This window comes from Brevibacterium sp. AGC70 (genome assembly GCF_057334195.1).
This window is the reverse complement of record NZ_JBHFIH010000012.1, coordinates 24,043-49,677: the sequence shown is the minus strand read 5'-3', so window position 1 is coordinate 49,677 and position 25,635 is coordinate 24,043. Positions and strand designations below refer to the sequence as shown.

Sequence of the window (25,635 nt, the reverse complement as noted above, 5' to 3'; positions counted from 1 at the left end):
GTCATCTCCGACCCCCCCACTTCGTTGCACGCGTGTTGGTGGGCTCCACCTCACCGCAAGCCGCAAATCACCCCGCCGCAGATGTATGAATCGGCACGACCAGTGCCTCAGGTGAAACCAGCGGTTGCTATCGGCACCGCGGGGAGGCAGCAGCCGCGCGAGGAGGCAGCAGCCGCGCGGGGAGTCTTTGGCTCTGCGGGGAGCAAGGTGCCCAACTGTGGTGAGCGCAATACCCAGCTGGGGGCACAAGCGAGCGCGGCCACCGGCATAGTGCACGGTGACCGCGCTCGGATCAGGGGAGCGGGACTCAGAGGCAGAGACCTCCCACTATCCGGTCACTCGCCGCCGATCAGACGGCGGCGTCGAGGCCGTTCATCTTCAGGCGTTCACGCTGGTTGGGGTTGACGCTTGGTCGGAACGGCATCTCCACCACCTCGGCGCGGACGGGCTCTCCCGGTGTGTCGGCGAAGGGCTCGGGCAGATGCACCCAGTATTCGGTACCCAGCTCACTGGCGTCGACCGGCACATGGGCCATTGCGATATTGGCTTCGAGCTCCGGCGAATACCACGGTGACGTCACGTAGCCGACAGCCTCGCCTCCAGCGGTGGCGCTGACCAGCCAGAAGTCGGGGGCGTAGTCCGTGATCGGATTGCCGCCGACCAACAGCCCCACGAGCTGGGTCCGAAACGGTGGGGTTCCGGCTGCGATCTGCTCACGAACAGCTTCGAGCTTCGCCTTGCCGATATAGTCGGCCTCCTTCTTCCGCGGCACCTGATAGGCGAGGTTGACCTGGAACGGGTAGGTCTCGAAGTCCATGTCCTGACCCCACGAGAGGATGCCTGCCGCGATCCGGCGGTGATGGCTGGGGGCGACGACCTTGAGGTTGTAGGGAACGCCGGCTGCGAGCACCGCGTTCCACATGTCCTCGGCATACTTCGTCGAGTCCTTGAGGTAGATCTCGTAGCCCTTCTCCCCCGTGAACCCGGTCTGGGAGATGATGACATCGTGCCCGCCGACCTGAGCCTCCATGAGCCCGTAGCTGGGCAGGGTACGTCCCTCCTCACCGACGAGGTCGGCGATGACGTCGACGGACTTGGGTCCCTGGACCTGCACCGGCGAAACATCGATCTCCGCAATGGTGACATCGAATCCCTTGCCGACATTGACGCCCTGCAGCCAGAGCATGAGATCGGTATCGGAGAGGCTGAACCAGAATTCGTCGATCGCCACCCGCAGCAGGATCGGGTCGTTGAGGATGCCACCGGCCTCATTGCACAGGATCACATAGCGAGCGCGCATGACTGGGATCTTGGTCGCGTCACGGGTGATGACATAGTTCACGAACGCCTCGGCGTCGGGACCCTTGACCTGGATCTGTCGTTCAACGGCGACGTTCCACAAGGTCACGTCGTTGACGAGGGACTGGTACTCGACCATCATCCCGCCGTCTTCGCGGGGCACATAGCCGCGCGGGTGGTACATCCGGTTGTAGATCGAGGCCCGCCAGCAGCCTTCCTGCATGGACAGCTCCCAGTACGGAGACTTCCGCACTCGGGTGTCGATGAGCATCTCGACCGGTGTGGGGCCTGATTGGCGTAGGTTGATTGGGACTTGTCTGTCGCTTTGGTCCACTGATGGAACGTTGTTGTCCATGATGTTCCCTGCCTCAAACAGTTCTATAATATGGAACTGGATTCCCATATTATGGGTATATTTAGTGTAGGATCGAAGCATCGGCGGACGCAAGGGTTTCCGAAGTAAATCATCATCCGTCGACCACTTCCCAGGAGTCTCTCAAGGGAGTCGAGGATGTCACAGGAAGTTCTGGCCTCACTGCTGAAGTCCGCGCGGTACGAAATCCTCCCCACCGCGGGCGTGGTCGACCGTGTCCACGAATATGTCGTGCCCGGCCGCGTGCTCACCGTGACCGCCTCGACCGGTCTGACTCTTGAGGCGACTCTGTCCACGGCAGAGCAGCTGCAGGCGCTCGGATTCCATGCGGTGCCCCACATCGCGGCACGAATGGTCCAAGGCAGAACCGAACTCGAGGAGATCGTCGACCGCCTGACGCAGGCCGGTATCGATCGGATCTTCGTCCCGGCCGGCGACGCCACCCCTCCTGCGGGAGGCTATGCGGGAGCACTCGACCTTATCACCGACCTCGCAAGCATGGCGGCACCGATCCAGCACCTCGGCGTCAGCGCCTATCCGGAGACCCATCCGCTCATCCCCGACGATGTCACCGTCCAAGCGATGTGGGACAAACGCGACTACGCCACCCACCTCGTGTCGAACCTGTGCTTCGACCCTGGGACCATAGTCACCTGGCTGGCCAGGGTACGAGCACGCGGCATCGATCTGCCACTCATCCTCGGCATCGCGGGCAAGGTGGAATTGACGAAGCTGGCCCGAGTCGCATCGAAGATCGGGGTCGGCGAATCGACGCGGTTCCTGCGCAAGAACACCGTCACGTTCACCAAGATGGCCAAACCCGGCGGCTACAACCCCCGGAAGTTCCTCGACAAGCTCGCACCTGTGCTGGACAACCCGACCATGGGCGTGGCCGGCCTCCACATCTATACCTTCAACCAGATCAAGGACACGGAGATCTGGCGGCGCAGGCAGCTTGCGGCTCTCGGCCACAACGACGAGGTCCCAAGCACATCCTGAGGCAGCAGACGCGCCTGAGCGACAACAGATTCGTGTGACCATGTCACACTTCGAGCCTGCCATCCGACAAACTTGGTGACAGGCGAAATACGTCTGTAGCAGCGTTCACACCGGAACGTGCCATTCCTGTCAGGAAAGGACACTCATGGCTCGCATCAGCCTCGACAAAGTCAGCAAGAAGGGCTACTCCCATGTCGCTCGGCTCGACACCTACTGCCGCACTGCACTCGGCGACGAACTCTACGATCTCATCAAGCTCCGCGCCTCAATCGTCAACGGCTGCGGCTTCTGCGTCGACATGCACTCGACCGATTTGGAACGGCTCGGCGTCCCGTCCCGAAAGCTCTTCGCTGTCTCCGCCTGGCAGCACGCAGGTGCCCTGTTCGATGAGAGTGCGCGCAGCGTATTCGCCCTCACGGATGCGGTGACGAAGCTCGGCCCGGAGACCGTGACGGACGAGATCTGGGACGAGGCGGCCAAGCACTTCAACGCCGAGCAGCTCGGCGACCTGCTTCTGGCCATCTCCACGATCAACATCTGGAATCGCCTGGCGATCGCCACCGAGACCACTCCACCGGTCGACGACGAGTCTGCAGCGCCCGCCGAGGTGACCGCTGCCTCGGGCGCGGAATCATCGGCCGACTGATCTACATTGGATGGGTGGACGAGATCGAACTCGGCAACGTCGAAGACACAGACACCAGCACCGAGGCGACCCGAGCCTGGGACGTTGAGAAGGGCCGTCTGTTCGGAATCGCCTACCGCATCCTCGGCGATGCCGGCCATGCTGAAGATGTGGTCTCAGAAGTCGGCATTGCCGCAGTCGTCCACGAACGCAAGACCGGCGAGGCCATTGCTTCCTGGCCGGCCTGGCTGACGACGGTGGGCGTACGACGTGCGATCGACCACTCCCGGCAGCTCTCACACATCAAGGAGGACTATCCTGGCCCGTGGCTGCCGGAGCCGGTCGCGACCGATCAGCTGCCTGAGGACGCGGTCGCGAACCGGGAGCTGTTGTCGCTGACTCTTCTCCACCTTGCCGAGCAGCTGAGCCCAGAGGCTCGAGCGGCCTTCGTCCTGACTCGGGCATTCGATATGAGCGCCGAGGAGGTCGCCCGGATTCTCTCGAAGAAGCCGGCCGCTGTGCGGCAGATGGTCTCACGGGCGGCGCGCCGTCTCGACGTTGACCAGCCGGTGACTCGCGCAGCGGACAGGACGGTGCTGACTCGCCTCATCGACGCCATCCACAGTGGGGATCTGTCCACTGCACTTTCGCTGCTGCTGGCCGAGGACGCCGTGTTCTGGGCAGATGGCGGAGGAAAGATCTCCTCCGCGCTCAATCCGATCTTCGGTGCCGAACGGATTACACGGTTCTTCAGCTCCGTCATCACACCCGGCGACTCCAGCGGCCTGGACTTCAAGGGGATCGTCGAAGTCAACGGCGGAGTGGTCGTCGCTGTGGTTCGTGGCGATCACGACCATGTCCTTGAGGCGCAGGTCGATGCCGCCGGCCGCATCTGCAGCCTGCGGCTGGTGAGTAATCCGGACAAGCTGGGTCGGATCTGAACTCGCAGGAAAACTTCTCATTCCTCACCGGGTTGAGGTCGATCAGACGTGAGAGAGATGCTGCCACCACCGCGAGAATGTCGATGACATGAGTCGGGAGCGTGCCTACCGGTGGGTGACCTTGCGCTTGAGGCTGCGGGAGAGCAGGCCTGCCTCGTCGACGAGGAGTTTGCCGACGGTCTCGTGGTGGTCAGCGATGCGCATGGTCGGGCCCGAGATGCCAACGGCTGCGACGACGCTGCCGTCAACGCCGTACACGGGTGCAGCAAGGGCATCGAGTCCCTCTTCGAATTCCTCGTGCACGAGCGCATATCCGCGTTCGCGCACCTCGGCGAGGTTGTCCATGAGTTCCTTCCGGGACCCCAGGGTGTACGGGGTGCGCCGCTCCAGCCGGCCGGAGGGGACCGGAATGATTTCGAAGGCGTACATGATCTTGCCCAGCGCCGAACAGTGCGCCGGCACCTCCACGTCGACCCAGTTGGTGGCGCCGAGGACGAAGGTCGAATCGACCTGCGCGACCTGCACGACGCCCGTGGAGCTCGGAACGGCGAGGTTGACCGTCTCCCCGGTCTCCTCACTCAGCCGCTGCAGCGTGGGATCGGCCGCCGTGACCAGCGTTTCGACGCGATCGAAGCGCGAAGCGTAGGTCGCGAACAGAGAACCTCCGCGATAGAGCCCCTCGCCGTCACGTTCGACCAGCCCGTTGCGCTCGAGGGCGGAGAGCAGGCGTGAGACCGTCGAGCGAGCCAGCTCCGTCGACTCCACCACCTCGGTGTAGGAGATCGGGTCATCCGACTTCACCACCAGCGACAATATCTCTGCCGCGCGATCGATCGACTGGGTCCCATTGGTCATAGCGCTCAACTCCGTCGGGGAAAGATATGCCGCGGCACCATTGGCACTCCGGCGGCATTCACCCTACATCACACGTGGTTCGCCTCTGTCCGTGTTGTGTCATGTGAGCTACAGTTTCGGGATGAGCAACTGCGAGACGCACTCCGGCTCCGTGCAGTCGGTTGACCGCGCGGTCACGATCCTCGAGGTCATCGCCCGCACCGGGCTCGCCGGCGTCACCGACATCGCCGCCGAACTCGGCGTGCACAAATCGACGGCGTCGCGCATCGTCTCCACGCTCGAGGCCCGCGGCCTCGTCGAACAGGACCAGCATCGCGGCAAGTACCGCCTGGGTCTTGGCATCCTCCGTCTCGCCGGGGCCACCACCGCACGCCTCGACATCGTCCAGGAAGCCCGCCCCGTCGCGAAGCGCTTAGCCGAGCAGACCGGTGAGACGATCAACGTCGCCGTCCTCTCCGACGGTGCGGCCCTCTACCTCGACCAGGTATCGCGCAACGCCTCTGTCCAGAGCCACAACTGGGTCGGCCAACGCATCCCTCTGCACGCAACCTCGAACGGCAAGGTCCTCCTGTCGGGCCTGAGCGAGACCGGCATCCGCACCGCGCTCGAGGCGAAGCTGCCGACCTACACCCCGCACACGGTGACCTCGATCCCCCACCTGCTCACCGAAGTCGCCGAGGTTGTCGCCGCCGGGCACTCGATAGTCATCGACGAGCTCGAGGTCGGCCTCACCGCCGTGTCTGCACCCATCCGCAACGCCCACGGCGATGTCATCGCCTCGATCTCGGCCTCGGGCCCTGGCTTCCGCTTCACCGACGCAAAGGTCGATGCCGCCAAGGACCTGCTGGTGGCTGCGGCCGCCGACATCTCGTCACGGTTCGGCTGGCGCGAGCGCTGACGAGCGCTCGCTGAACAAACCCTTGACACACCTCGGCGGGCGGAGGACGATCGAAGCACCCAGTTTCACATAGTGCGTCACGTTGCATATTACGCAACATGTGCCGTTGAAGGCGAAGATGCCTTCGGAGAGGAGCCTCCTATGGCTTCCATTCCCACCCAGGCCAGTGTCGTTGTCGTCGGTGCAGGCATCGTCGGCAACAGCCTCGTTCACCATCTGGCCGAGCTCGGCTGGAGAGACATCGTCCAGGTCGACAAGGGCCCGCTGCCCAATCCTGGCGGCTCGACCGGCCACGCCTCGAACTTCATCTTCCCGGTCGACCACTCCCGCGAGATCACGGACCTCACCCTCGACAGCGTGCGCCAGTACAAGGAACTCGGCGTCTTCACGCAGTCCGGCGGCTTCGAAGTCGCCCGCACCCAGGAGCGCATGCAGGAGCTGAGACGACGGATGGCCTCGGCGAAGGCCTGGGGCATCGAATCCCACCTGGTCACCCCCGAAGAAGTCGTCGAGAAGGTCCCCTTCCTCGACCCCAGTGTCATCGTCGGTGCCTTCTGGACACCGACGGTCGGCGTCGTCGACTCCGTGGGGGCAGGGACGATGATGCGCGAATCCGCGCAGAACAAGGGCGCGCTCACGGTGTCACCGAACACCGAGGTGACCGGCATCGACGTCGAGAACGGGGCGATCGCACGCGTCCACACGACCAAGGGGCCGATCGAGACAGATAAGATTCTCATCGCCTGCGGTGTCTGGAGTCCGCGCATCGCGGCCATAGCCGGTGCCGCGATCCCGCTGACTCCGGCGGTGCACCAGATGATCAGCGTCGGCCCGGTTCCGCAATTGTCCGAGCAGACAGGTGAGATCTCCTTCCCGATCGTGCGCGACATGGACACCTTCTGCTACGAACGTCAACACGGCTCGGACATGGAGATCGGCTCCTATGCTCACCGGGCGATTCTTCACGAACCCGACGAGATCCCATCGATCGAGGCGGCGAAGCTCTCCCCCACGGAGATGCCCTTCACCGACGACGATTTCGACCCGCAGCTCGAACAGGCCCTCGAACTCATGCCCGATGTCCTGTCCAACCCTGAGGTCGAGATCCGCTACGCGATCAACGGCCTCCTGTCCCTGACTCCCGACGGTGCTCCCATCCTCGGCGAATCACCCGAGGTCAAGGGCTTGTGGTCGGCGGCAGCGGTGTGGGTCAAGGAAGGCCCGGGCGTGGGACGAGCCGTGGCCGAGTGGATGACGATCGGATGTCCGGAGGTCGACGTGCAGGGCGCCGACATCGCCCGTTTCCACCCGCACCAACGCACTCGCGAACATGTGCGGGCCCGCACCTCGGAAGCCTTCATCAAGACCTACGGCATCGTCCACCCGGGCGAGCAGTGGAACTCCGACCGCAATGTCCGCCTCTCCCCCATGCACGAGCGCGAGAAGGAACTCGGCGCCGTATTCTTCGAAGTCGCCGGCTGGGAGCGCCCCCAGTGGTACGCATCGAATTCGCCGCTGCTCGAGGAATTCGGCGAGCGCGTCATGGACCGCACCGCCGAATGGGACTCGCGCTGGTGGTCCCCGATCATCAATGCCGAACACCTCGCGCTGCGTGAGCGCGCCGGACTCGTCGACCTCTCGAGCTTCGTCATCTTCGACGTATTCGGACCTGCGGCCCTCGATGCCGTCCAGTCCATCGTGCTGGCCCAGATGGACGTGAGCGTCGGTCGCGTCGTCTACACCCCGGTCCTCGACGAGGCCGGCGGGTTCCGCTCGGACCTGACCATCATGCGACTGGCCCACGACCGATTCCGCGTCGTCACGGGCGCTGCCCACGGCATGGTCGACGTCAAATGGTTCACCGATCGGCTCCCGGAGACAGGTGCCCAGATCGCCGACCTCACCTCCTCGTGGACGACGATCGGCCTCTGGGGGCCACGAGCACGCGACATCCTGTCCCAGGTCACGAACGCAGACATCTCCCACGAAGGCTTCAAGTTCGGCACAGCCCGGACCATCGAGGTCGGCTCGCTGCAGGTCCTGGCCTCCCGCATCTCCTACGTCGGCGATCTGGGTTGGGAGCTCTACATCCCCATGGAATCCGGACTCAGACTCTGGGACGTCCTCACCGAGGCGGGAACAGAACACGGCCTCGTGCCGGTGGGACTCGGCGTCTACGGCACGACGGGCCGCATCGAGAAGGGCTACCGCGCCTTCGGTGCCGAACTCGACTCCGACCGCAATGTCATCGAGGTCGGCATGGCTCGGCCGAAGGTGAAGTCGCAGGGCTTCGTCGGCCGCGACGCCCACCTGCGCCACCGTGAGGAGGATCCGAAGGCGATCCTGTGCTCGCTCACGGTCGATGATCACACGAGCGCCAGCGGCGAGAAGCGCTACATGCTCGGCGGGGAACCCATCCGATCACAAGACGGGCAGCCGCTCATCGACGGGCACGGGCACCACGCCTTCGTCACCTCGGCGGGGTCAGCCCCGAGCCTGGGCAAGCACGTCCTCATGGCGTTCCTTCCTCCCGCCGAGGCGGTCCTGGGCAACCAGCTCACCGTCGTCTACATGGAAGAGGCCTACCCGGTGACGGTGGCCTCGATCGACGCCACTCCACTGTTCGATCCCGACAACGAGAGCATCAGGAGGTAGACGATGGACATCCTCGTGTGCATCAAACGCATTCCCGACATCTCGGGCCAGATCACGCTCGACGGCTCCGGCACGGACATCGATGACTCGAACCTGGGCCACACCACCTCGGCGCATGAGGAATGCGCGGTGGAGCTGGCCATCCAGACCGCGGCAGCCACCGGCGGCAAGGTCACGGTACTGACATTGGGCCCCGCCGAGGCGGTCGAACAGCTGCGCGCGGCCGTGGGCGTGGGCGCCAATGACGGAATACTCATCGAGGCCGAGGATCCGGGTGCTTTCGGACCCGAGGACATCGCCCAGGTCATCGGCGACGTCATCCGCGACCGCGCCGAAAGGGGCCAGAGTTTCGATCTTGTGCTGCTGGGCAATGATGCCGCCGACACCGGCGACTTCCAGGTTCCCATCCGGCTGGCCTATGACCTCGAGTACCCCGTGCTGACGAGCATCTCGACCGTCTCTCCCGGCGGCGGACCCGTGATCGAGGCCCGCGGGATCGGCCCCTCGGGCACGGAGATCTTCTCGCTCGAGCTGCCTGCCGTCATCGCGGTCCAGGAGGGCGGCGTCGACCCGCGCTATCCCTCGATCACCGGACGGATGAAGGCGAAGAAGGCTCGCATCGCCGAATATGTGGCACCTGAACCGGGTGCCGGAAATCCGCGCATCGGCCTCGAGCTGCCACCGGAGACTGCGAATGAGGTCACCATCCTCGGCCAGGGCCCCGATGCAGCTGGGGCCCTGGTCGACGTTCTGGAAGAGATCGGAGTGATCAGATCATGACTCTCGTATTCGTCGAAACCGATGAGAGCGGTGAGGTGGCGCTGACGTCGGCCGAGGCGCTCACCTTCGCCCGTACGAACGCGGACGTCCTCGCCGGTTCGATCCTCGAAGCTGCCGTCATCGGCACGCTCAGCGAGTCCGCCCACAGCCAACTCGCAGCCCTCGGTGTGGACCGAATCCACCACCTCGAGTCTGCTGATCTCGAGGCGTATTCGGCCACAGCTTGGGCGCAGGCCCTGGTCGACATCGCGCCGGAGACCGGGGCGGTTCTGGCCTCGGGCACTCCGCGCGGAATGGAGCTCATGACGCATGTGGCTGTGAGAACCGGGGAGCGGATGGCGGCCAATGTCGTGGCCGCCGATGAGGAGGGACTGCTGCGGCAGGTGCTCGGCGGGGCCGCGTTCGAACGTCTTCAGCTCGGCGGTGACCTGCAGGTTCTCACCCTCGCCGGTCACGCCTGCAATCCCAAGGAGACTACACCGACGACACCGGAGATCCTCAGCCACTCCCCGGAATCGGCGTCCGAGGATCTGCGCACCCGCGTTGTCCGCACCGAGGTCGAGACCGCCGCTGACAATGACACCTCGGGCCTGACCCAGGCCCGCGCCGTCGTCGGTGCTGGTCGCGGGGTCGGTTCGGAGAACGGATTCGGCGAGGTCCTCGAACTCGTCGACCACCTCGGCGGGGCACTGGGTGTCTCTCGTGTGGTCACGGGACTGGGCTGGCGACCGCATTCCGAGCAGGTCGGTCAGACCGGCAGTCGGATCACACCCGATGTCTACATTGCGTGTGGAATCTCCGGCGCGATCCAGCATATGGCCGGCATCGAGGGTGCGAAGACGCTCATCGCAATCAACACCGATGAGGAGTCGACGATGGTCCAGCGTGCCGACTACGCAATCATCGGCGACCTCCACGAGGTCGTCGGGGCCGTCAATGAGGAGATCCGGAGCCGCCGCGGCTGACCTTCGCCCCTGAGCTCCCTCACAGTCCCAATTCGGCGATCACGGCGTCGGTGTCGGCACCGATGACCGGTGCCCGCCGAGGTTGGCCTGCACTGGCCGTACCTGTTGAGGTGGCCGCGCCAGTTGAGGTGGGGGCGGTTGCCTGCCCGAACCTCGGTGCCGGTGCGGGTTGGTCGATTCCGGTCTCATCGGTGTAGAAGAGTCCGCGGTGCTGGTTATGAGGATCGGTCTTCGCCTCGGCCATGGTGCGGACCGGTTCGACGCAGGCGTCGTGACCGGAGAAGAGCTCTTCGAGTTCGGCCAAGGTGTGTGAGGCGAGCGCCTCGGCGAAGACTGGTCGCATGATGGGCCAGTGCTTCGGCTGCCAATGGTCGATCTGCCCCAGCGGTTCGGGCAGGCGGTCCTCGATGTCGAGAGTGCGCACGAATTCGGCGAAGAAGGCCGGTTCGATGCAGGCAACGGACACGTACCTGTCATCGGCGGTGGGATAGACATCGTAAAACGGTGCTCCGGAATCCAGGAGGTTGTGACCGCGTGCGTCGTGACGCCACATGCCCATCTTGGAGAAGCCGTGCATCATCGAATACAGGAGATTCGCACCGTCGATCATGGCGGTGTCGACGACGGTGCCGATGCCGGTGGTGCGGGCGCTGGTGAGTGCACCGAGAACGCCGACCACAAGCAGCATTCCGCCACCGCCGAAGTCGCCGATGAGGTTGGCGGGGAACTGCGGTGGACCGCCCGCGCGGCCGAGCTGATTGAGCAGTCCGGACGAGGCGATGTACCCGAGGTCGTGCCCGGCCTTCTGCGACTTCGGCCCGTCCTGGCCGTAGCCGGTGATGCGCCCGTAGACAAGGGCAGGATTGAGCGCGTGGAGATCGTCGGGGCCGAGGCCCAAGCGTTCCGCAGCGCCTGGGCGGAAGCCTTCGATGACGATGTCGGACTTCGCAGCCAGGGACCGGGCGAGGTCGATGCCGGCTTCGGACTTGAAGTCTGCGGTCATCGACCTCTTGCCACGGTCAAGAACAGGGTTCATGGGCTGGCCGGCTGTCTTCGGCGGATCAAGGCGAATCACCTCGGCGCCCATATCTGCCAACATCATTGCGGCGAAGGGGCCGGGGCCGATTCCGCCGAGGTCGAGAACGCGCACGCCTTTGAGCACTGCCATGATTTCCTTTCGTCGATCAAACATGTTCCACTATAGAACGATCGATCAGGTCCGAAGAGGCAGCAGGGTCGTACCCGACGATCAGAGGTCCCGGTGATCAGGACCGTCCGGTCACCCTGGTAACGTCCCATAGTCGGAGACGGAGAGTCTCCGAAGCAGATGAGTCGAAAGGTTGTCCGTGAAGACATTCGAGTATTCCCCAGAGGTGCGCTGGTCCGATCAGGACATGCTCGGCCACGTGAACAACGCGCGCATGATCACCCTCATCGAAGAAGGCCGCATCAGGTGGCTCCACGAGGCCAGGGCCGGGAGCTTGACCGGCGGTGGCATGCTCGTCGCCAACCAGTCGATCGACTACCTGCTCCCCGTCATGTACGGCCCCGAACTCACAATGACGGTGACCGTCAAGCGGATCGGCAACTCCTCATTCACCGTCCACACCCGCGGTGACCAGAGCGGCCAGAAGGTGTTCAACTCCGACGTCGTCCTCGTCCACATCGACCGGGAGACCGGCAAGCCCTCGCCGATCCCCGAGGGCATCCGCAGCATCCTTGGGGAATACCTCGCAGAAGCCGACTGAGATTCTGCCGCCCAAAGTGATTCTGCGGGAAGATGGCCGTTCTGTTCATGCTCGACCGGGCCTCGTGCCCATAGCCTGAGAACATGAAACTCGACGCGATCTCAATCATCACCGCAGACATGTCCGCAGCAGTGCAGTTCTACTCTTCGCTCGGCCTCGACCTCGTCGACGGCGGCGCGGATGCTCCGCACACGGAGTTCTCCTCGGGCAACCTCCGCCTGCTCCTCGATACTGAGGCGGTCATGCTCAGCATCGATCCCGAATGGACCTGGCCGACCGGTGGCCACAAGATGTCCCTGGCCTTCGACTGTTCCACCGCCGAGGCGGTCGATACGACATTTACCCAGCTCACTGCCGGTGGTGCCGGTTCCGATCCCGTGGCTGGAGTCGTCCACGAACCGTGGGATGCTTTCTGGGGTCAGCGGTACGCCGTGGTCTCCGATCCCGACGACAACTATGTCGACCTCTTCGCAGCACTGGACTCACCGGCCCAGCAGTGACTTCTCGTCTCTCCACAGATGGGCCGCATCGGCGTATCCCGTTGCCGTTGCGGCCGCTGTGCGAGTGGAACCTGCGTCGATGAGGGCCCGTGCGGCCTGCCAGCGTAGGACCTTCGACAGGTGTTTGGGTCCGTAGCCGAACCATGCGGAAGACAGCCTCCGCAGCTGTCTGGGTGAGTAGGCGAACTGTGCGGCCACCTCGGCGATGTCCGGCGCTGGTGATTCCTCACGCACGCTGAGCAGCCCCGCCAGCTCAAACGGCGTCGAATCGATGTCGGCCCGCGCCGTCAGCATCTCTGCGATGTCCAACAGCTGCCTCTGCCCGACACCAGGTCCGAGTTCGGGGACGATTACGCGACTGCCTGCAGTCACCACAGCGTCGAGAGGGGTCACTGCGTCGGCGAGCTCGGCCGCCGAGGTGGTCAGCAGCTGCGGGAGCACTCCGGGGTCGAAGCGCAGCCCCACGACCAGCTCCGCTGCACCACTCGTCGGCGTAGTTCGGAAGGTTCGTGCAGTGGAGTCTGCTCCGGCGACGACGACGCGGGAATCGATGACGATGAGATCCATACAGCCGTCGGGCACGATGAGGGAAGGCTCGGACGGGACGCTCGCAGCCACCTCGGCGAGGGCCGATGTCGGGCAGGCGTCGGGGGTCGACGTCCACAGCGAAGCACGGAGCCTGGGGATGCGCATCTCCGTGTACATAGGGTGCTCGTCCTTCTTCAGTTTCGAGCGGTATTCTTGGAATTCATCGGCCCGTCCCAGGCCGACGCCGTCTGTTCTCAGACTAGCCGGTACGAGACTCCCCCAGGAAGGAACAATGGCAGCTGCATCCCCCTCGCCGACATCAGCACGTCGGCAGGCACGGCATGTCACTGTCTTCCTCGACGTCGACGGAGTGCTCAACTCGTACCCGGTGCCCAAACTGCGCATCATGACCGAAGGGCGCAAGAAGCTGCAGGCCTGGCACTACGAAATGCACTATAAGCCTGCGGTGATCACGTTCTTCGACCGTCTCGTCGAAACCCACGATGTCGACGTCGTGTGGCTCTCCACCTGGTCTCAGCGGTGCAAAACGGAACTGGAGCCGAAGTTCGGTCTGCGCAACTCCTTCGAGGTCATTGAAATGCCCGATGAGTCTCACAACCGCTACGCCAACGATCCGCACCTGTGGTGGAAGGCCCGTGCCATGGAGGACTGGCTCGCTGAGCACGAACACGGTCGGGCCGTCTGGATCGACGACGATCTCGCAGCACCGGCCACCCACGACTACTTCGTCGAGCACTATCCGGCGAACCGGCTCAAACTCATTGCTCCTGAATTCGCGCAGGGCCTGACGAAGGCGCACCTGAAGGAGATCAGAGAATTCGCCTACCCGAAAGAGGATTCATGACGCGTATCGGTCTGCTCGATTCCGGACTCGGGCTGCTCGGCACCGCCGATGCGCTGTTCCACCTGGCTCCGCACGCGGACCTGATCCTGGCCATGGACCCGGACTTCACCCCCTACGGCAGCCTCAGCCCCGAAGCCCTTGAAGCCAGAGCCCTGAACTCGGCGGCAGTGCTTGCCGAGTGGGAGCCCGATGCGATCGTCATCGCCTGCAACACCGCCTCCGTCCAAGCCCTCGAGGCCGTACGCGCCCGCTACGAACCCGACATTCCCGTCATCGGCACCGTGCCGGCTGTGAAGATGGCGGCCGGGACCGGGCAGGACTTCGCCATCTGGGCGACCCCGGCTACGACGGGCAGCGCCTATCAGCAGAACCTCATCGACACCTTCGCCGCCGAGGTGACCGTGTCCAAGGTGGCATGCCCGGGCCTCGCCGAGGCGATCAATGAGGCTGACATCGCCACGATCGATTCCGCGATCGACGCAGCCCTGAACCAGATGGATCCCGGCATGGAGACCATCGTGCTCGGATGCACCCATTACGGCCTGGTCGCCGACCGGATCATGGCCGCCCGGGCCGGCGCGATCACACTCTTCGACTCCCCCATTCCGGTGGCGAAGCAGACCCTGCGCAGGATCGGAGTCGAGGCCCACGGCGTCAGCCCGAATCAGCCCGACACCGGCGAGGTCATCGCCACCTATGCCTCCGGTCGACTCGTGCGCCTGCCCCAGTCATTGGATGCCTATCCCGCCGGCAGACGACTGCTGGCGCGAGAGCGAATCGCGACAGCAGCATCCTGATGGTTCGCGACTCTTTGGACCATTGCCGGGAGTCGGCTCAGCATTGTCGCCGCACCGGGTCTTTTTTGCTGCAACGGGGTTAATCTAAAAGGACAGGCAATCGTCTGAGGAGGCGGTTCGATGTTCTTCTTAATTCTCATCTTCGGTCTGATCGCGCTCGGTGCCATCGGCCTCGGAAACAGTCTGAAGATCGTCAAACAGTACGAGCGCGGTGTCGTGTTCCGCCTGGGTCGAGTCACTGAGGAACCCAAGCATCCCGGCATGACGGCCATCATCCCATTCGTGGACAGGCTGGAAAAGGTCAGCCTGCAGATCATCACCATGCCGATCCCGGCCCAGGAAGGCATCACTCGTGACAATGTCACCGTCCGGGTTGATGCGGTCATCTATTTCAAGGTCGTCGATCCCAGGCGTGCCATCGTCGATGTCGAGAACTACCAGCTCGCCGTCGGACAGGTGGCACAGACGTCTCTGCGCTCGATCATCGGCCAGAGCGATCTCGATGATCTGCTCACGAACCGAGAGCGGCTCAATCAGGGTCTGGCCATCATGATCGACAGCCCGGCCGTCGACTGGGGCGTCCACATCGACCGAGTCGAGATCAAGGACGTGGCCCTGCCGGAGTCGATGAAGCGATCGATGTCGCGCCAGGCGGAGGCCGAACGTGAGCGTCGTTCACGCGTGATCATCGCCGACGGTGAGTTCCAGGCCTCGAACAAGCTCGCCCAGGCAGCAAGCGCGATGGCGGATACGCCTGCGGCTCTGCAGCTGCGTCTGCCCCAGACGATCGTCGAAGTCGCCTCCGAGAGGAATTCGACTCTGGTTCTGCCCTTCCCGGTCGAGTTGCTGCGTTTCCTTGAGGGGAACACCCCGAAGGCATCGACCTCAGCCGAGGACGTCCCCGCGGGGACGTCGAGCAGCGACAGTCCTGCCGCGGCGACGAACGCCTCGATGAGCGCCACCTTCGGGGCCAAGGACACAGAACATTCGCTGGACGATCTCAACGGGATGGTCCGTGCCCTCTCCGATTCAGTGAGGCTGAACGAGACGATGCACCTGCCGGCATCGTTCAAGCTGCCCGGCAACGAGAACGACACGGCAGCCTCGGCGAGCAGAGCTGCGAACGACGACAAGGCACCGGCGTAATCCAATCTGCTCAGCGAGCTTCCATCCCGAGTGACTACGCTTGAGACATGGACCTGAAGCGCACCGGCAGAACAGTCATCGTCAACGGCGTCATCGCCTTTCTCGTGGGTGTCCTCATGATGGTGTGGCCCGGCACCAGCGCCGAGGTGGTCGTCCAGATCTTCGCTGTCTGGCTGGCCGTCATCGCCGTCTCCTCCTTCGTCCTCGCTCCGAAGGGCGGACGCTCGGGGAGCTTGGTTGCCCGTTCCGTCCTGCTGATTCTCTTCGGTGCACTCATCTTCTTCTCCCCCATGCTCTTCGCGTCCTTCGTCGCCATAGTGACCGGGTTCGCCATCATCTTCTTCAGCTTCCTCGCCGTCACCGTCTCCCTGTTCATTCGCCGGATCGGTGTGCGGATGTGGTGGCTGCTGACGATCATCGGAATCGCCGGCATCGTCCTCGGCGGCTTCTTCCTCTTCGCCCCACAGTCGGGGGTCACCGCACTGATCTTCACGCTCGCGATCTTCATAGTCATCGTCGGCATCGCATTGGTCGCCCTCGGTTGGCGTCTGCGCAAGACTGCTGAGGCCATTCGCCAGGATCCGCACCGCAGGCCGCCTGAGGATGGTGGCGGCGAGATCATCAGCGGCGAGATCATCGAATAAGCCCCGACCGCCTCGCAGGCACGTGAACATTCGTTTCGGCGAACGGACCAGGAGTTGCACCTCCCGTAGCGTCATGTGGTCCGATGGACTCATATCCCGCCCCACCGAGGAAGGCCCTACTCATGAATTCGTCCTTTGTTCCGCCGCGTCGTGTCAAGATCGGTGATGCTGCATCGTTTGTCGGCACCACACCGCGGGCGATCCGTCATTACCACGAGATCGGTCTGCTCCCCGAGCCCGAGCGGGGCAGCGACGACCGCCGCCGCTACGGCTACGAAGAGATGATCCAGCTGTTGTGGATCCGCAAGATGGCTGAGGCCGGGATCGCCCTGGATGACATCCGAGACGCCTTAGTCGACGCGGCTCCTGATGGTCCCGACAGCGACCACGGCGTCGCGGGAATCCTGGAAAGGCTGGAGAGGACCCTCGTCGCCAAGGAGGCGGAACTGGCGCGGCAGCGGACTGCAGTGCAGCGAATGCGCACCCGCGGCAGCAGGATGGGTCTGCTCTCCGACTTCGTCACCAGCCGTCTGGAGAGCCTGCCCGAGGGCTCGCTGCGCCAAGCGGACCTGGATAACCTGCTGGTCATCGAGCGGATGTTCGGCCCTCTCGGTGCGGCGGTCAACGCCACCCGTTACATCGCCTTGGCCACTCACCCGGATCTGCGGGAAGAATCAGACCGCGTCGATGCCGCAGAGGAGGCACTTGACGACACGATCGCCGTCGACGATCCCCGCGTGGCACAGGTGGCCGCCGAGCGACACGCCTTCGAACTGGCGCTGGACGCCGTGATAGAAGAATCCGGCCTGGCACAGGACGATGAAGCACTCTTCGACTCCTGGGACGTTCTGCACCCTGCTGTCGCCGAGGACGGTGGCGCCGAGGCCAGCGAAGACTCTGACAGGGAGCAAGGGTCCATGAACGTGGTCGAAGCATTTGGAAAGATGCCCTACGACTGGTCCCCTGCTCGACTGCGCTGCATAGAACTGGCCGAAGAAATGTCCGCCCACGAATCCACCGCATCATGAACTAGGTCTCGTTTCCTGGCTCAGGGCACTAGATCCCCCGCCACCGGCGTGCTAACTTATTCACTATGGGAACATTAAATTGCGGCGCAACGACAGCGCTGAACTTCTACATTCGTGACCGCCGCGCCTGACAGCGCGCTCGATTCACTTCCTGTGATCCACTGACCTCATCGAACCCTCGGCACCACCGGTCCATTGATGGACCCGTCGCCGCCGAACCGATCGAGCAGGATCTGTAGCAGCGCGTTGTCGACCCGGATAGTCATCTGCATCCTGGGCGAAGCCGCAAATCACTGACACACGTCACGCGCATTGCGCTGCCCTTGGGTGCTCCCTTCTTCATCTCCGGAGCGCGCCCATGCGACCTCATTCAACATTCGGCGGCCGACACGAACTCGGTCAGAACTTCTTACATTCACGCTCAACCCTGCACACGATCGCGAACCTCACCCGTGCCACCACCGGCCCCATTCTGGAAATCGGACCGGGCACCGGCGCGGTGACTGCTCAGCTGTACCAGCTAGGCAGACCGCTCACGCTCGTGGAACTCGACGAAACGAGGATCTCTCACCTTGAACACTCATTCCCGCACGCCCAGGTCCAACACGCAGATGTCCTGAGGTCCAGGCTCGATCAGCCCGTGATCGTCGGCAGCCTGCCCTTCCACCTGACCACACCTATTCTGCGCAGACTCCTGCGCGCCAGAAGGTGGCAGAACGCCGTTCTGCTCACCCAATGGGAAGTGGCCCGCAAACGCGCCGGCGTCGGCGGATCGACCATGATGACCGCCCAATGGGCCCCGTGGTTCGACTTCCGACTCATCGAACGCGTACCTGCCCATGCCTTCACACCGAAGCCCAGCGTCGACGGCGGCATCCTGACCATCGATCGCCTGGCAAGCAGTCTCGTGCCGGACCGGCACAGGTCGGACTACCAGCAATTCGTCCGCACAGCCTTCACCGGACGCGGACGTGGGATGAAAGGAATCCTCACGACAATGAACCTCACTGACCGCACCACGCTGCAATCGACGATGGACCGCAACGACGTCAGAGGAGACACCTTGCCACGAGACCTCAAACCAGAACAGTGGGCCGGACTGTATTCGGCCCTCAGCACGACCGAGACAAGCACCACGAAGAGCCCATCAGCTGCACAGAAGCAGAGCAGGAAATCACAGAAGAAGGGAAACACCATGCGAAACGACAAAGGACACAAGAACCCCAGCGTCGCGGCCGGAACGGGAGAGATCCCCCTGCTTGCCGAGAAGCCGGTGATCACGGGCGAGATTCCCATCGTCGGCGCCGACCAGGTGGCAAAGAAGCTCGAGGCCCAGATTCCGGGTGCCGACCCTGAGGCCAAGACGAAGAGCCACGACAAGGGACATCTGCAGGCCGAGCGCGGTTTCATGCCGCAGCATGCCAAGCCGTCCCAGCCTCAGCCGCGGTGGAATCTGCCTCGGCGCCAAGGCTGACGGCTGACGGCTGACGGCTGACGGCTGACGGCTGACGGCTGACGGCTGACGATCACGCCACACGCGGGCACGAGCCAATCGTGCCCGCGTGTCCATCATCACAACCAGAATTCCGCTCGGCAGACATCCTCACTGAGCTCGAACCAGATGGCGGCTATGTACCATCTGACCTGGAACTTCACGTAAACACGAGATAAACTACGCCTATTGTGCATCTGCTGTTCGCCGGCAGAGCTGAGTGTGTTCATCTTCCATTCATCTATCTCTTAACCTTGCGGACATCCAGAATGCGAATCATGGGAGACAGCTGGAAATACATCTCATGATCCTCGCTAGGAGACGCGCATGACCCAGGCTCTGGCACCAGAGACCTTCACACCGACGCAGACCGTCGGCCGCAGCAATGATCGTCGCTGGCACCTGGCTTTCGGTCTGCTGCTCGCGATCACTCTCATCGCCTTCACCCTGTGGTCATTCGGCTATGTCAGCCAGGGCGCACCACGCATGGTGCTGATCACGACAGTCATCTTCGGTGCGTTCATGGCCTTCAACATCGGAGGCAACGATGTGGCGAACGCCTTCGGCACCTCGGTTGGTGCAGGCACCCTGACGATGAAGCAGGCGCTGCTCGTTGCGGCTGTCTTCGAGGTCAGCGGTGCGCTGCTGGCCGGCGGCGATGTCACTGACACCATCAAGAGCGGAATCGTCGACCTGGGTGCCGTCTCCCTCGACCCGATGGAGTTCGTCTACATCATGATGGCCGCCCTCCTCGGTGCGGCAGTGTGGCTGCTGATAGCCACCCGCATGGGCTGGCCGGTCTCGACTACGCACTCGATCATCGGCGGCATCATCGGCGCCTCCCTGACCATCGGCTTCGTCACCGGCACCGGAAGCTTCGCCATGGTGCAGTGGTCAGAGGTCGGCATGATCGCCATCTCCTGGGTCCTCTCCCCCGCTCTCGGCGCACTCGTCGCTTTCCTGATCTACGGGGCGATCAAGAAGTACGTCCTCGGCGACGCCCTGTCAAAGACCCTCAAACCCCACATGCTGGCTCCGACTGGCGAGAGCGGCCACGCTGCAGACGCCGGAATGGACCTTGAGCGCGATCCCGATACCGCGGCTTCGGTCGATCAGCCGGTCGGCTCGCACTCCACACTTCAACGTTGGGTTCCACTCATCGCCGCAGGCGGTGCCGTCATCCTCACCGCGATGCTCCTGTTCAAGGGCCTGAAGAACCTTGACGTGGCCGTCGGCACCGTCGGCGGCATTCTCATCATGGCGATGATCGGCCTCGCCGTGTGGATGGCAGTGTTCGTCTTCGCCAAGACCCTGCGCAAGCAGACTGTGCCTCGGGCGACCTACGTCCTCTTCTCCTGGATGCAGGTGTTCACCGCCTCCGCATTCGCCTTCAGCCATGGCTCCAACGACATTGCCAACGCGATCGGCCCCTTCGCCGCAGTCCTCGACGTGCTCAAGACCGGCACCATCAGCTCCGAGGCGACCGTCCCCTTCGCTGCCATGCTCACCTGCGGGATCGCCCTTGTCGCCGGCCTCTGGTTCATCGGCCGCAAGGTCATCGCCACGGTCGGGACCAAACTCACGGAGATCCACCCTGCATCCGGCTTCGCCGCCGAGCTCGCTGCCGCGGCCGTCGTGATGGCGGCTTCAGTCAGCGGCCTGCCCGTCTCTTCCACCCATATCCTCATCGGTGCGATCATCGGCGTAGGTCTGGTCAACCGATCGGCGAACTGGAAGTTGATGAAGCCGATCGCCATGGCTTGGGTCATCACCCTGCCAGCCGCCGCGAGCATCGGTGCCATCAGCGTCCTCACTCTGCGTACGTTCTTGAGCTGATTCTCCGATAGTCGCCTCGGGGGCCTGCACAGCGGGCCCCCCCCCCGACTTTCTCATTCACCGACAGGTGGGGATATCGACACCGACGGATCCGCTCCTAACATCCGTGTCAGCCCCTTCCGCTAGAACCGTCCACACGTTCACGAGTCGTGGCTATCGGTACCTGGCCGGCCACGCGGCAACCCGTCATCGACCGGGTGCCCCAGGGGAAGAACGGGTCGGCGCCATTCGGCGCTGGCAAGATTCGATCCGGGCGCATGGTGCCCGAGAAACGAGTGTCACTGTGTCTCACGAGGCAATCGAACGCTGGCCGGGATTCTCCGAAACGGAAGCCCTCGAATGGAGCCGTGTGATCCTCCACCACTCTCCTGGACCCCTGCCAGCCAGCATCAAGGCTCAGATGTCGGCGGCGATCAGGAGAGGAACTCCGGTCGCGGCACCTGATTGGGCTCGGACAGCCGATCAAGCACGCGACTGTGGTTTCACACCGATCCACTACCATTCACTTTTCGCAGCACTCCGTGCCATCGATCCGAATTCCTTCAGGTCGCATCCGCACCATCGCCAGGTCACCCACCGCAACCAGGTTCCGGGCGTCCCGTTCGAAGCAGAGCTTTGGCAAGAGTGGCCACGGCTGGTGCTCAAAGATGGTTTCTCACCGGGGACAGCGGCCGAACTGGTGCTCCTGTTCGCGACATCAACCTGATGCCTCCAGATACACCGCCGAGGCGACCGGACGGTCCACGTCTATGCGTTTCATGTCGCCCTTTCCGGCTCCGGGCTGCTCCGATTCGAGGGGTTCGCTGAACACCGAAATCGAGACAGCTCCGCCGTCCTCTCTCTCGGCGACGTCGAGGCGTGCACCCGGGCGCACCCCCACCTCGGCGAGGTGGGCAAGGACTGAGGGATCCGCGTCCGAGACCCGGATGACCGTGTAGGCCCCGGGTTCCGCCTCGGCGAGGAGGAGCGAGGAATCATGGGACTCGATCTTCCCGTCGGGGCCGGGGATCGGGTCCCCGTGAGGATCGGCCTGGGGACGGCCGAGGAACGCGTCGATACGATCGACAAGTCGGTCCGAGGCCGCGTGTTCGAGGATCTCCGCCTCGTCGTGGACCTCGTCCCAGCCATAGCCCAAGGATTCGACGAGGAACGTTTCGAGCAGGCGATGCCTGCGCACCATCGATAGGGCTACTGTCTCACCCTTCGACGTCAGCACCGGAGGGCGATAGGGCACGCGGACGATGAGCCCGAGCTCGTCGAGACGTTTGAGCACCTCGGTGACATTGGCCTTGGTGGTGCCGAAGCGGTTCGCCAGCTCAGTCGCGGTCATCGGAGTCCCGCCCCATTCCTGGGCCGACCAGATCGCCTTGAGGTAGTCCTGGCTGACCTCGGATACTTCGCCTGCACGCATGCGCTCAGCGTAGCCGATGGGATCAGAATCGGTCCTCGTCGACAGTCGGGAGTGACACCTGAGCAGATCCAGTGCGATGAATGCCGGACAGCCGTTGAGATCTGACGACACTGCCGACCCATCGAATGCGCCCGGTCTGGGCTTCGGCCCGGGTTAAGCCTGTTCCGCCCCGACACGAGGGGTCACTGATCTGGAACATCTTTCGTCTCCGGGAGAAGGTGCAGCCTGGAAGAATCACAGCATGAGGATGAGGACGCATAAATTGAGCACGACCCTGGTCTATGCAGTGGCTCTCGCACTATTCATGGTGGTCATCTTCTTCCTCACGAACGCCGGCATCGACCCCCGGGCCAGCCGCATCGGGGATTTCGACCCCAAAGGTGCCGCGACGGCGTGCTTCGGCCTGCTTGGCCTCTATCACTCGATTGCGATCATCTTCTTCGACGAGGATGACTCATCGAAGTCAGCCGCTGCCGCCGCCGATTCTCACATCCCCCGGGCGCCTGATTCGTACACCGGTTTCATCCGACAGTCCTGGTACAAGGTGCTGTCGGTGGGGCCCATCTTCGCGGTCTTCTGCGCAGCCTCGGTGTTCATCTGGCATTCGATTGCCGAATTCCCGGGAAGTCCGGGAACGGTGTGGGGTGACTACGCCACATCACCAGCTCCCGCCCTCACCCTCTTTCTCCTGTGCTGGGCCAGCACAAACATCGGGTTCATGTTCGCCTCCATCGCCGAGGCGTTCAACCGTGATCGGTTCGGTCTCTTCATCACGGCGATGGTCATCATGGTCATCGTCGCCCTCGGCATCACTGTCGGTTTCATATTCCTCCCGGAGCAGTCGACCGGCCCGGCGCTGACGATGGCCGCACTCGCTCTGCCCTTGACCCTGATCGCCGTCATCGGTGCCCGCGCCTTGGCCATCGCCCGAGTGAATCGCTACGATGCGAACCACCCCCGACTGAGTGCTCGGGAGCGACGGCGTTCGGCGCAGTTCGGCCCCGATCTTCAACGCCAGCCCACTCCAGGTCCGCCGCCGTTCGACATGCTCCGGGATGGAGAGGAACTGCTCATGCACTTCAAGAGTGAGCGAACCCCGGAACCGCAGATGCTCATCGCCACGAATCAGAGGTTCGTCCGTGCCTCGATCCTCGGATCTGATCGGACCTTCATTCTCGAGCAGGCCAGTCCCGGGCAGCTCCTCGGCGCCAGCTCTGAGCGCGTGGGCCACGATCTGATGACCACTGCGCACTTCCGCGACCACCAGGACATGCGCGTCGTCGGTGGAGATCCCGAGCAGTCCCGTGCCTTCGCCGAGGCGGTCACCCGTCTCGCACGAACCGGACAGCTCCGCGGTTGAGAACAAACCTGGTCCGCGGCTGAGAGCCAGACCTTTAGGGCCTCTCCTCACCGCCTCTGCCGGGTGACACGGGCTGCCCGAAGCTAGCGAACTCGCCCTGAAAATAGGGGGCGGAGTCCCTGGCAAAGCACCGAGAGTCTACGATAGATCGGTGCCCTTTTGGGCGAGTCCAGAGTTTCCGACCGGAGGTTATGCGTGCAGGATCCCAACGAAGAGAAGATGAAACGGCCCATCGTCGAGCGTGAGCGCTTCGGCGGAACCGACAGATCTGCCCGAGACGTCGACCCTGAGAAGCGCCCTCCGATCTCCAGCACGGAGATGAGCCGCGGCCCTGCCGAGCTCACGGACGAGCGGGGATCCCGGGTCAACTGGAAGGTCTTCATCATCTCCTCGGCGGTGATCCTCGGCTTCTCGATCTGGGCAATGCTCATGCCCGGCTTCGCGCAGACGACGATGAAATCGATCGTCGACTGGATCGCCACCAACCTCGGCTGGTACTACGTTCTCACGGTCACCGTCGTCATCGCCTTCGTCCTCTGGGTCGCCCTGTCAAAAGAAGGTTCGGTCCGTCTGGGCCCGGATCATTCCCGGCCGCAGTACAACCTGTTCACCTGGGTCGCGATGCTCTTCGCCGCCGGTGTTGGCATCGACATGCTCTTCTACTCCGTGACCGGGCCGATCACCCAGTTCCTGCAGCCGGTCAACGCTGATCCCGAGTCAGCGGCCGCCGCGCAGGACGCTGTGGTGTGGACGATGTTCCACTACGGCATCGCCGGCTGGTCGATGTACTCGCTGCTGGGCATGGCCATGGGCTACTTCGCCTACCGCTGGGGCATGCCCCTGTCGATCCGCGCAGTTCTCTACCCCTTGCTGGGCAAGCGGGTGCGCGGAGCCACGGGTGACGTCATCGACATCTTCGCGCTCGTCGGCACGGTCTTCGGCGTAGCCACCTCGATGGGCATCGGCGTCGTCCTGCTCAACGTCGGCTTCTCCGAACTCTTCGGTCTGCAGCAGGGCCTCGCCCTGCAGATCGCGCTGGTCATCGTCGCGGTCATCATGACGATCGCGGCCTGCACCTCCGGCGTCGACAAGGGCATCCGCCTGGTCTCCGAGCTCAACCTCTGGTCCTGTGCCGCGATGATGCTATACATCCTCGTCACCGGCAAGACGGCATTCCTGCTCAATGCATTGGTCGAGAACATCGGCCGCTTCATCTTCACTCTGCCAGAGCGCACCCTGTCCACGTTCGCCTATGTCGATGACGGCTCTGCCTGGATGGGCGCCTGGACGCTGTTCTTCTGGGCATTCTGGCTGGCCTGGGGACCCTTCGTCGGATTGTTCCTGGCCCGCATCTCCCGTGGACGCACACTGCGCGAGTTCGTCATCGCTGCGATCACCGCACCCGTGATCTGCGACTTCATCATCGTCTCGATCTTCGGCAACTCCGCCCTCTCTGAGGTCTTCAGCGGCAATAGGGACTTCGCTCAGCAGGCCATCGATTCACCCGAACAGGGCTGGTATGCCCTCCTCGACATGTTCCCGGGATCGACGTTCCTCATCGGCCTGGCCACGCTCTCCGGTCTGCTCTTCTACCTCACGAGTGCGAACTCAGGTGCGATGGTGATGTCGAACTTCAGCTCCACCATCCCCAACCCCGAGGAGGACGGAGCGAAATGGCTGCGGATCTTCTGGGCGGTCGTCACTGCTGTGCTGACCATCGCCATGCTCGTCGCGGGAGGGGTGACGACGATGGAATACGCGACCCTGATCTTCGCCCTGCCGGTGACGGTCATCGCCTACCTCGTCATGGCCTCCTTCTCGAAGGTGCTGCGCATGGAGCGAGCCGAACGAGAGGGCCGGACCCGCAGGCGCCGGACCAGGGGCGCCCCC

At 63.6% G+C, this 25,635-nt stretch carries 22 protein-coding genes, 1 pseudogene and 1 riboswitch; of the genes and pseudogenes, 18 read left to right on the top strand and 5 right to left on the bottom strand.

What is annotated here, in order from left to right; all coding sequences use genetic code 11:
* Positions 1 to 349 precede the first annotated feature (349 nt).
* Positions 350 to 1,654 carry an aminomethyl transferase family protein gene (locus ACE03M_RS08840; protein WP_186293107.1) on the bottom strand — a complete coding sequence of 435 codons (1,305 nt, stop codon included), beginning with the start codon at positions 1,652 to 1,654 and terminating at the stop codon, positions 350 to 352.
* 156 nt (positions 1,655 to 1,810) lie between these two features.
* On the opposite strand from ACE03M_RS08840, the gene ACE03M_RS08835 reads away from it, so the two are divergent.
* From ACE03M_RS08835 to ACE03M_RS08825, 3 genes are all read left to right on the top strand, one after another.
* On the top strand, positions 1,811 to 2,671 hold the full coding sequence (locus ACE03M_RS08835) for a methylenetetrahydrofolate reductase (protein WP_485933611.1): 861 nt from the start codon (positions 1,811 to 1,813) through the stop codon (positions 2,669 to 2,671).
* A gap of 145 nt (positions 2,672 to 2,816) precedes the next feature.
* On the top strand, positions 2,817 to 3,317 hold the full coding sequence (locus tag ACE03M_RS08830; RefSeq protein ID WP_485933610.1) for a carboxymuconolactone decarboxylase family protein: 501 nt from the start codon (positions 2,817 to 2,819) through the stop codon (positions 3,315 to 3,317).
* Between the two features lie 14 nt (positions 3,318 to 3,331).
* Positions 3,332 to 4,237, top strand: coding sequence for a sigma-70 family RNA polymerase sigma factor (locus ACE03M_RS08825; protein WP_485933609.1), 906 nt, complete (start codon positions 3,332 to 3,334; stop codon positions 4,235 to 4,237).
* Positions 4,238 to 4,342: 105 nt separating this feature from the next.
* On the opposite strand, the gene ACE03M_RS08820 is transcribed toward ACE03M_RS08825, so the two are convergent.
* On the bottom strand, positions 4,343 to 5,092 hold the full coding sequence (locus ACE03M_RS08820) for an IclR family transcriptional regulator (RefSeq protein WP_485933608.1): 750 nt from the start codon (positions 5,090 to 5,092) through the stop codon (positions 4,343 to 4,345).
* Between the two features lie 121 nt (positions 5,093 to 5,213).
* Here ACE03M_RS08820 and ACE03M_RS08815 point away from each other — a divergent pair, with 121 nt between their 5' ends.
* From ACE03M_RS08815 to ACE03M_RS08800, 4 genes are all read left to right on the top strand, one after another.
* Positions 5,214 to 5,990 carry an IclR family transcriptional regulator gene (locus tag ACE03M_RS08815; protein ID WP_485933606.1) on the top strand — a complete coding sequence of 259 codons (777 nt, stop codon included), beginning with the start codon at positions 5,214 to 5,216 and terminating at the stop codon, positions 5,988 to 5,990.
* A gap of 141 nt (positions 5,991 to 6,131) precedes the next feature.
* On the top strand, positions 6,132 to 8,645 hold the full coding sequence (locus tag ACE03M_RS08810) for a GcvT family protein (RefSeq protein WP_485933604.1): 2,514 nt from the start codon (positions 6,132 to 6,134) through the stop codon (positions 8,643 to 8,645).
* Between the two features lie 3 nt (positions 8,646 to 8,648).
* Positions 8,649 to 9,425, top strand: a complete 777-nt coding sequence (locus ACE03M_RS08805) for an electron transfer flavoprotein subunit beta/FixA family protein (RefSeq protein ID WP_485933602.1) — start codon at positions 8,649 to 8,651, stop codon at positions 9,423 to 9,425.
* The gene (locus tag ACE03M_RS08800; RefSeq protein ID WP_485933600.1) at positions 9,422 to 10,390 is read left to right on the top strand and encodes an electron transfer flavoprotein subunit alpha/FixB family protein; all 969 of its coding nucleotides are present in this window, start codon (positions 9,422 to 9,424) and stop codon (positions 10,388 to 10,390) included. The genes ACE03M_RS08805 and ACE03M_RS08800 overlap by 4 nt, the downstream gene beginning before the upstream one ends.
* Positions 10,391 to 10,409: 19 nt before the next feature.
* On the opposite strand, the gene ACE03M_RS08795 is transcribed toward ACE03M_RS08800, so the two are convergent.
* Positions 10,410 to 11,558: a CaiB/BaiF CoA transferase family protein gene (locus ACE03M_RS08795; protein ID WP_485933598.1), complete on the bottom strand. Its 1,149-nt coding sequence runs from the start codon at positions 11,556 to 11,558 to the stop codon at positions 10,410 to 10,412.
* 178 nt (positions 11,559 to 11,736) lie between these two features.
* On the opposite strand from ACE03M_RS08795, the gene ACE03M_RS08790 reads away from it, so the two are divergent.
* A complete protein-coding gene (locus tag ACE03M_RS08790; protein WP_485933596.1) occupies positions 11,737 to 12,138 on the top strand; it encodes an acyl-CoA thioesterase in 402 nt (133 codons plus the stop codon).
* Positions 12,139 to 12,221: 83 nt separating this feature from the next.
* Positions 12,222 to 12,638, top strand: a complete 417-nt coding sequence (locus tag ACE03M_RS08785; protein ID WP_143923064.1) for a VOC family protein — start codon at positions 12,222 to 12,224, stop codon at positions 12,636 to 12,638.
* Here ACE03M_RS08785 and ACE03M_RS08780 read toward each other — a convergent pair.
* Entirely contained in the window at positions 12,621 to 13,343 is a 723-nt protein-coding gene (locus ACE03M_RS08780) for a helix-turn-helix domain-containing protein (protein WP_485933594.1), read from the bottom strand. The two genes, ACE03M_RS08785 and ACE03M_RS08780, sit on opposite strands and share 18 nt — an antisense overlap.
* A gap of 115 nt (positions 13,344 to 13,458) precedes the next feature.
* Between ACE03M_RS08780 and ACE03M_RS08775 the strand changes: the two genes are divergently transcribed.
* The 7 genes and pseudogenes from ACE03M_RS08775 (at position 13,459) to ACE03M_RS08745 (ending at position 20,974) form a co-directional block, all read left to right on the top strand.
* Positions 13,459 to 14,031: an HAD domain-containing protein gene (locus tag ACE03M_RS08775; protein WP_485933592.1), complete on the top strand. Its 573-nt coding sequence runs from the start codon at positions 13,459 to 13,461 to the stop codon at positions 14,029 to 14,031.
* On the top strand, positions 14,028 to 14,828 hold the full coding sequence (locus ACE03M_RS08770; protein WP_143923061.1) for a glutamate racemase: 801 nt from the start codon (positions 14,028 to 14,030) through the stop codon (positions 14,826 to 14,828). Before ACE03M_RS08775 ends, ACE03M_RS08770 begins: the two co-directional genes overlap by 4 nt.
* A gap of 120 nt (positions 14,829 to 14,948) precedes the next feature.
* On the top strand, positions 14,949 to 15,974 hold the full coding sequence (locus ACE03M_RS08765) for a slipin family protein (protein ID WP_485933589.1): 1,026 nt from the start codon (positions 14,949 to 14,951) through the stop codon (positions 15,972 to 15,974).
* A 47-nt stretch (positions 15,975 to 16,021) separates the two neighbouring features.
* Positions 16,022 to 16,618 (top strand): HdeD family acid-resistance protein, encoded by a 597-nt coding sequence (locus tag ACE03M_RS08760; RefSeq protein WP_143923059.1) that lies wholly within the window; start codon positions 16,022 to 16,024, stop codon positions 16,616 to 16,618.
* A 122-nt stretch (positions 16,619 to 16,740) separates the two neighbouring features.
* Positions 16,741 to 17,646, top strand: a complete 906-nt coding sequence (locus ACE03M_RS08755) for a MerR family transcriptional regulator (protein WP_485933587.1) — start codon at positions 16,741 to 16,743, stop codon at positions 17,644 to 17,646.
* 358 nt (positions 17,647 to 18,004) lie between these two features.
* Positions 18,005 to 18,757: pseudogene (gene erm, locus ACE03M_RS08750) on the top strand (23S ribosomal RNA methyltransferase Erm); the annotation flags it as partial.
* A gap of 708 nt (positions 18,758 to 19,465) precedes the next feature.
* The gene (locus ACE03M_RS08745) at positions 19,466 to 20,974 is read left to right on the top strand and encodes an inorganic phosphate transporter (RefSeq protein ID WP_485933585.1); all 1,509 of its coding nucleotides are present in this window, start codon (positions 19,466 to 19,468) and stop codon (positions 20,972 to 20,974) included.
* A 138-nt stretch (positions 20,975 to 21,112) separates the two neighbouring features.
* A riboswitch (SAM riboswitch) is annotated at positions 21,113 to 21,224 on the top strand.
* Between the two features lie 447 nt (positions 21,225 to 21,671).
* Here ACE03M_RS08745 and ACE03M_RS08740 read toward each other — a convergent pair.
* Entirely contained in the window at positions 21,672 to 22,385 is a 714-nt protein-coding gene (locus ACE03M_RS08740) for a metal-dependent transcriptional regulator (protein WP_485933584.1), read from the bottom strand.
* Between the two features lie 262 nt (positions 22,386 to 22,647).
* Between ACE03M_RS08740 and ACE03M_RS08735 the strand changes: the two genes are divergently transcribed.
* Positions 22,648 to 23,745 carry a hypothetical protein gene (locus tag ACE03M_RS08735; RefSeq protein ID WP_485933583.1) on the top strand — a complete coding sequence of 366 codons (1,098 nt, stop codon included), beginning with the start codon at positions 22,648 to 22,650 and terminating at the stop codon, positions 23,743 to 23,745.
* Positions 23,746 to 23,964: 219 nt separating this feature from the next.
* On the top strand, positions 23,965 to 25,635 hold a 1,671-nt coding region (locus tag ACE03M_RS08730; RefSeq protein ID WP_485933613.1), incomplete at its 3' end, for a BCCT family transporter.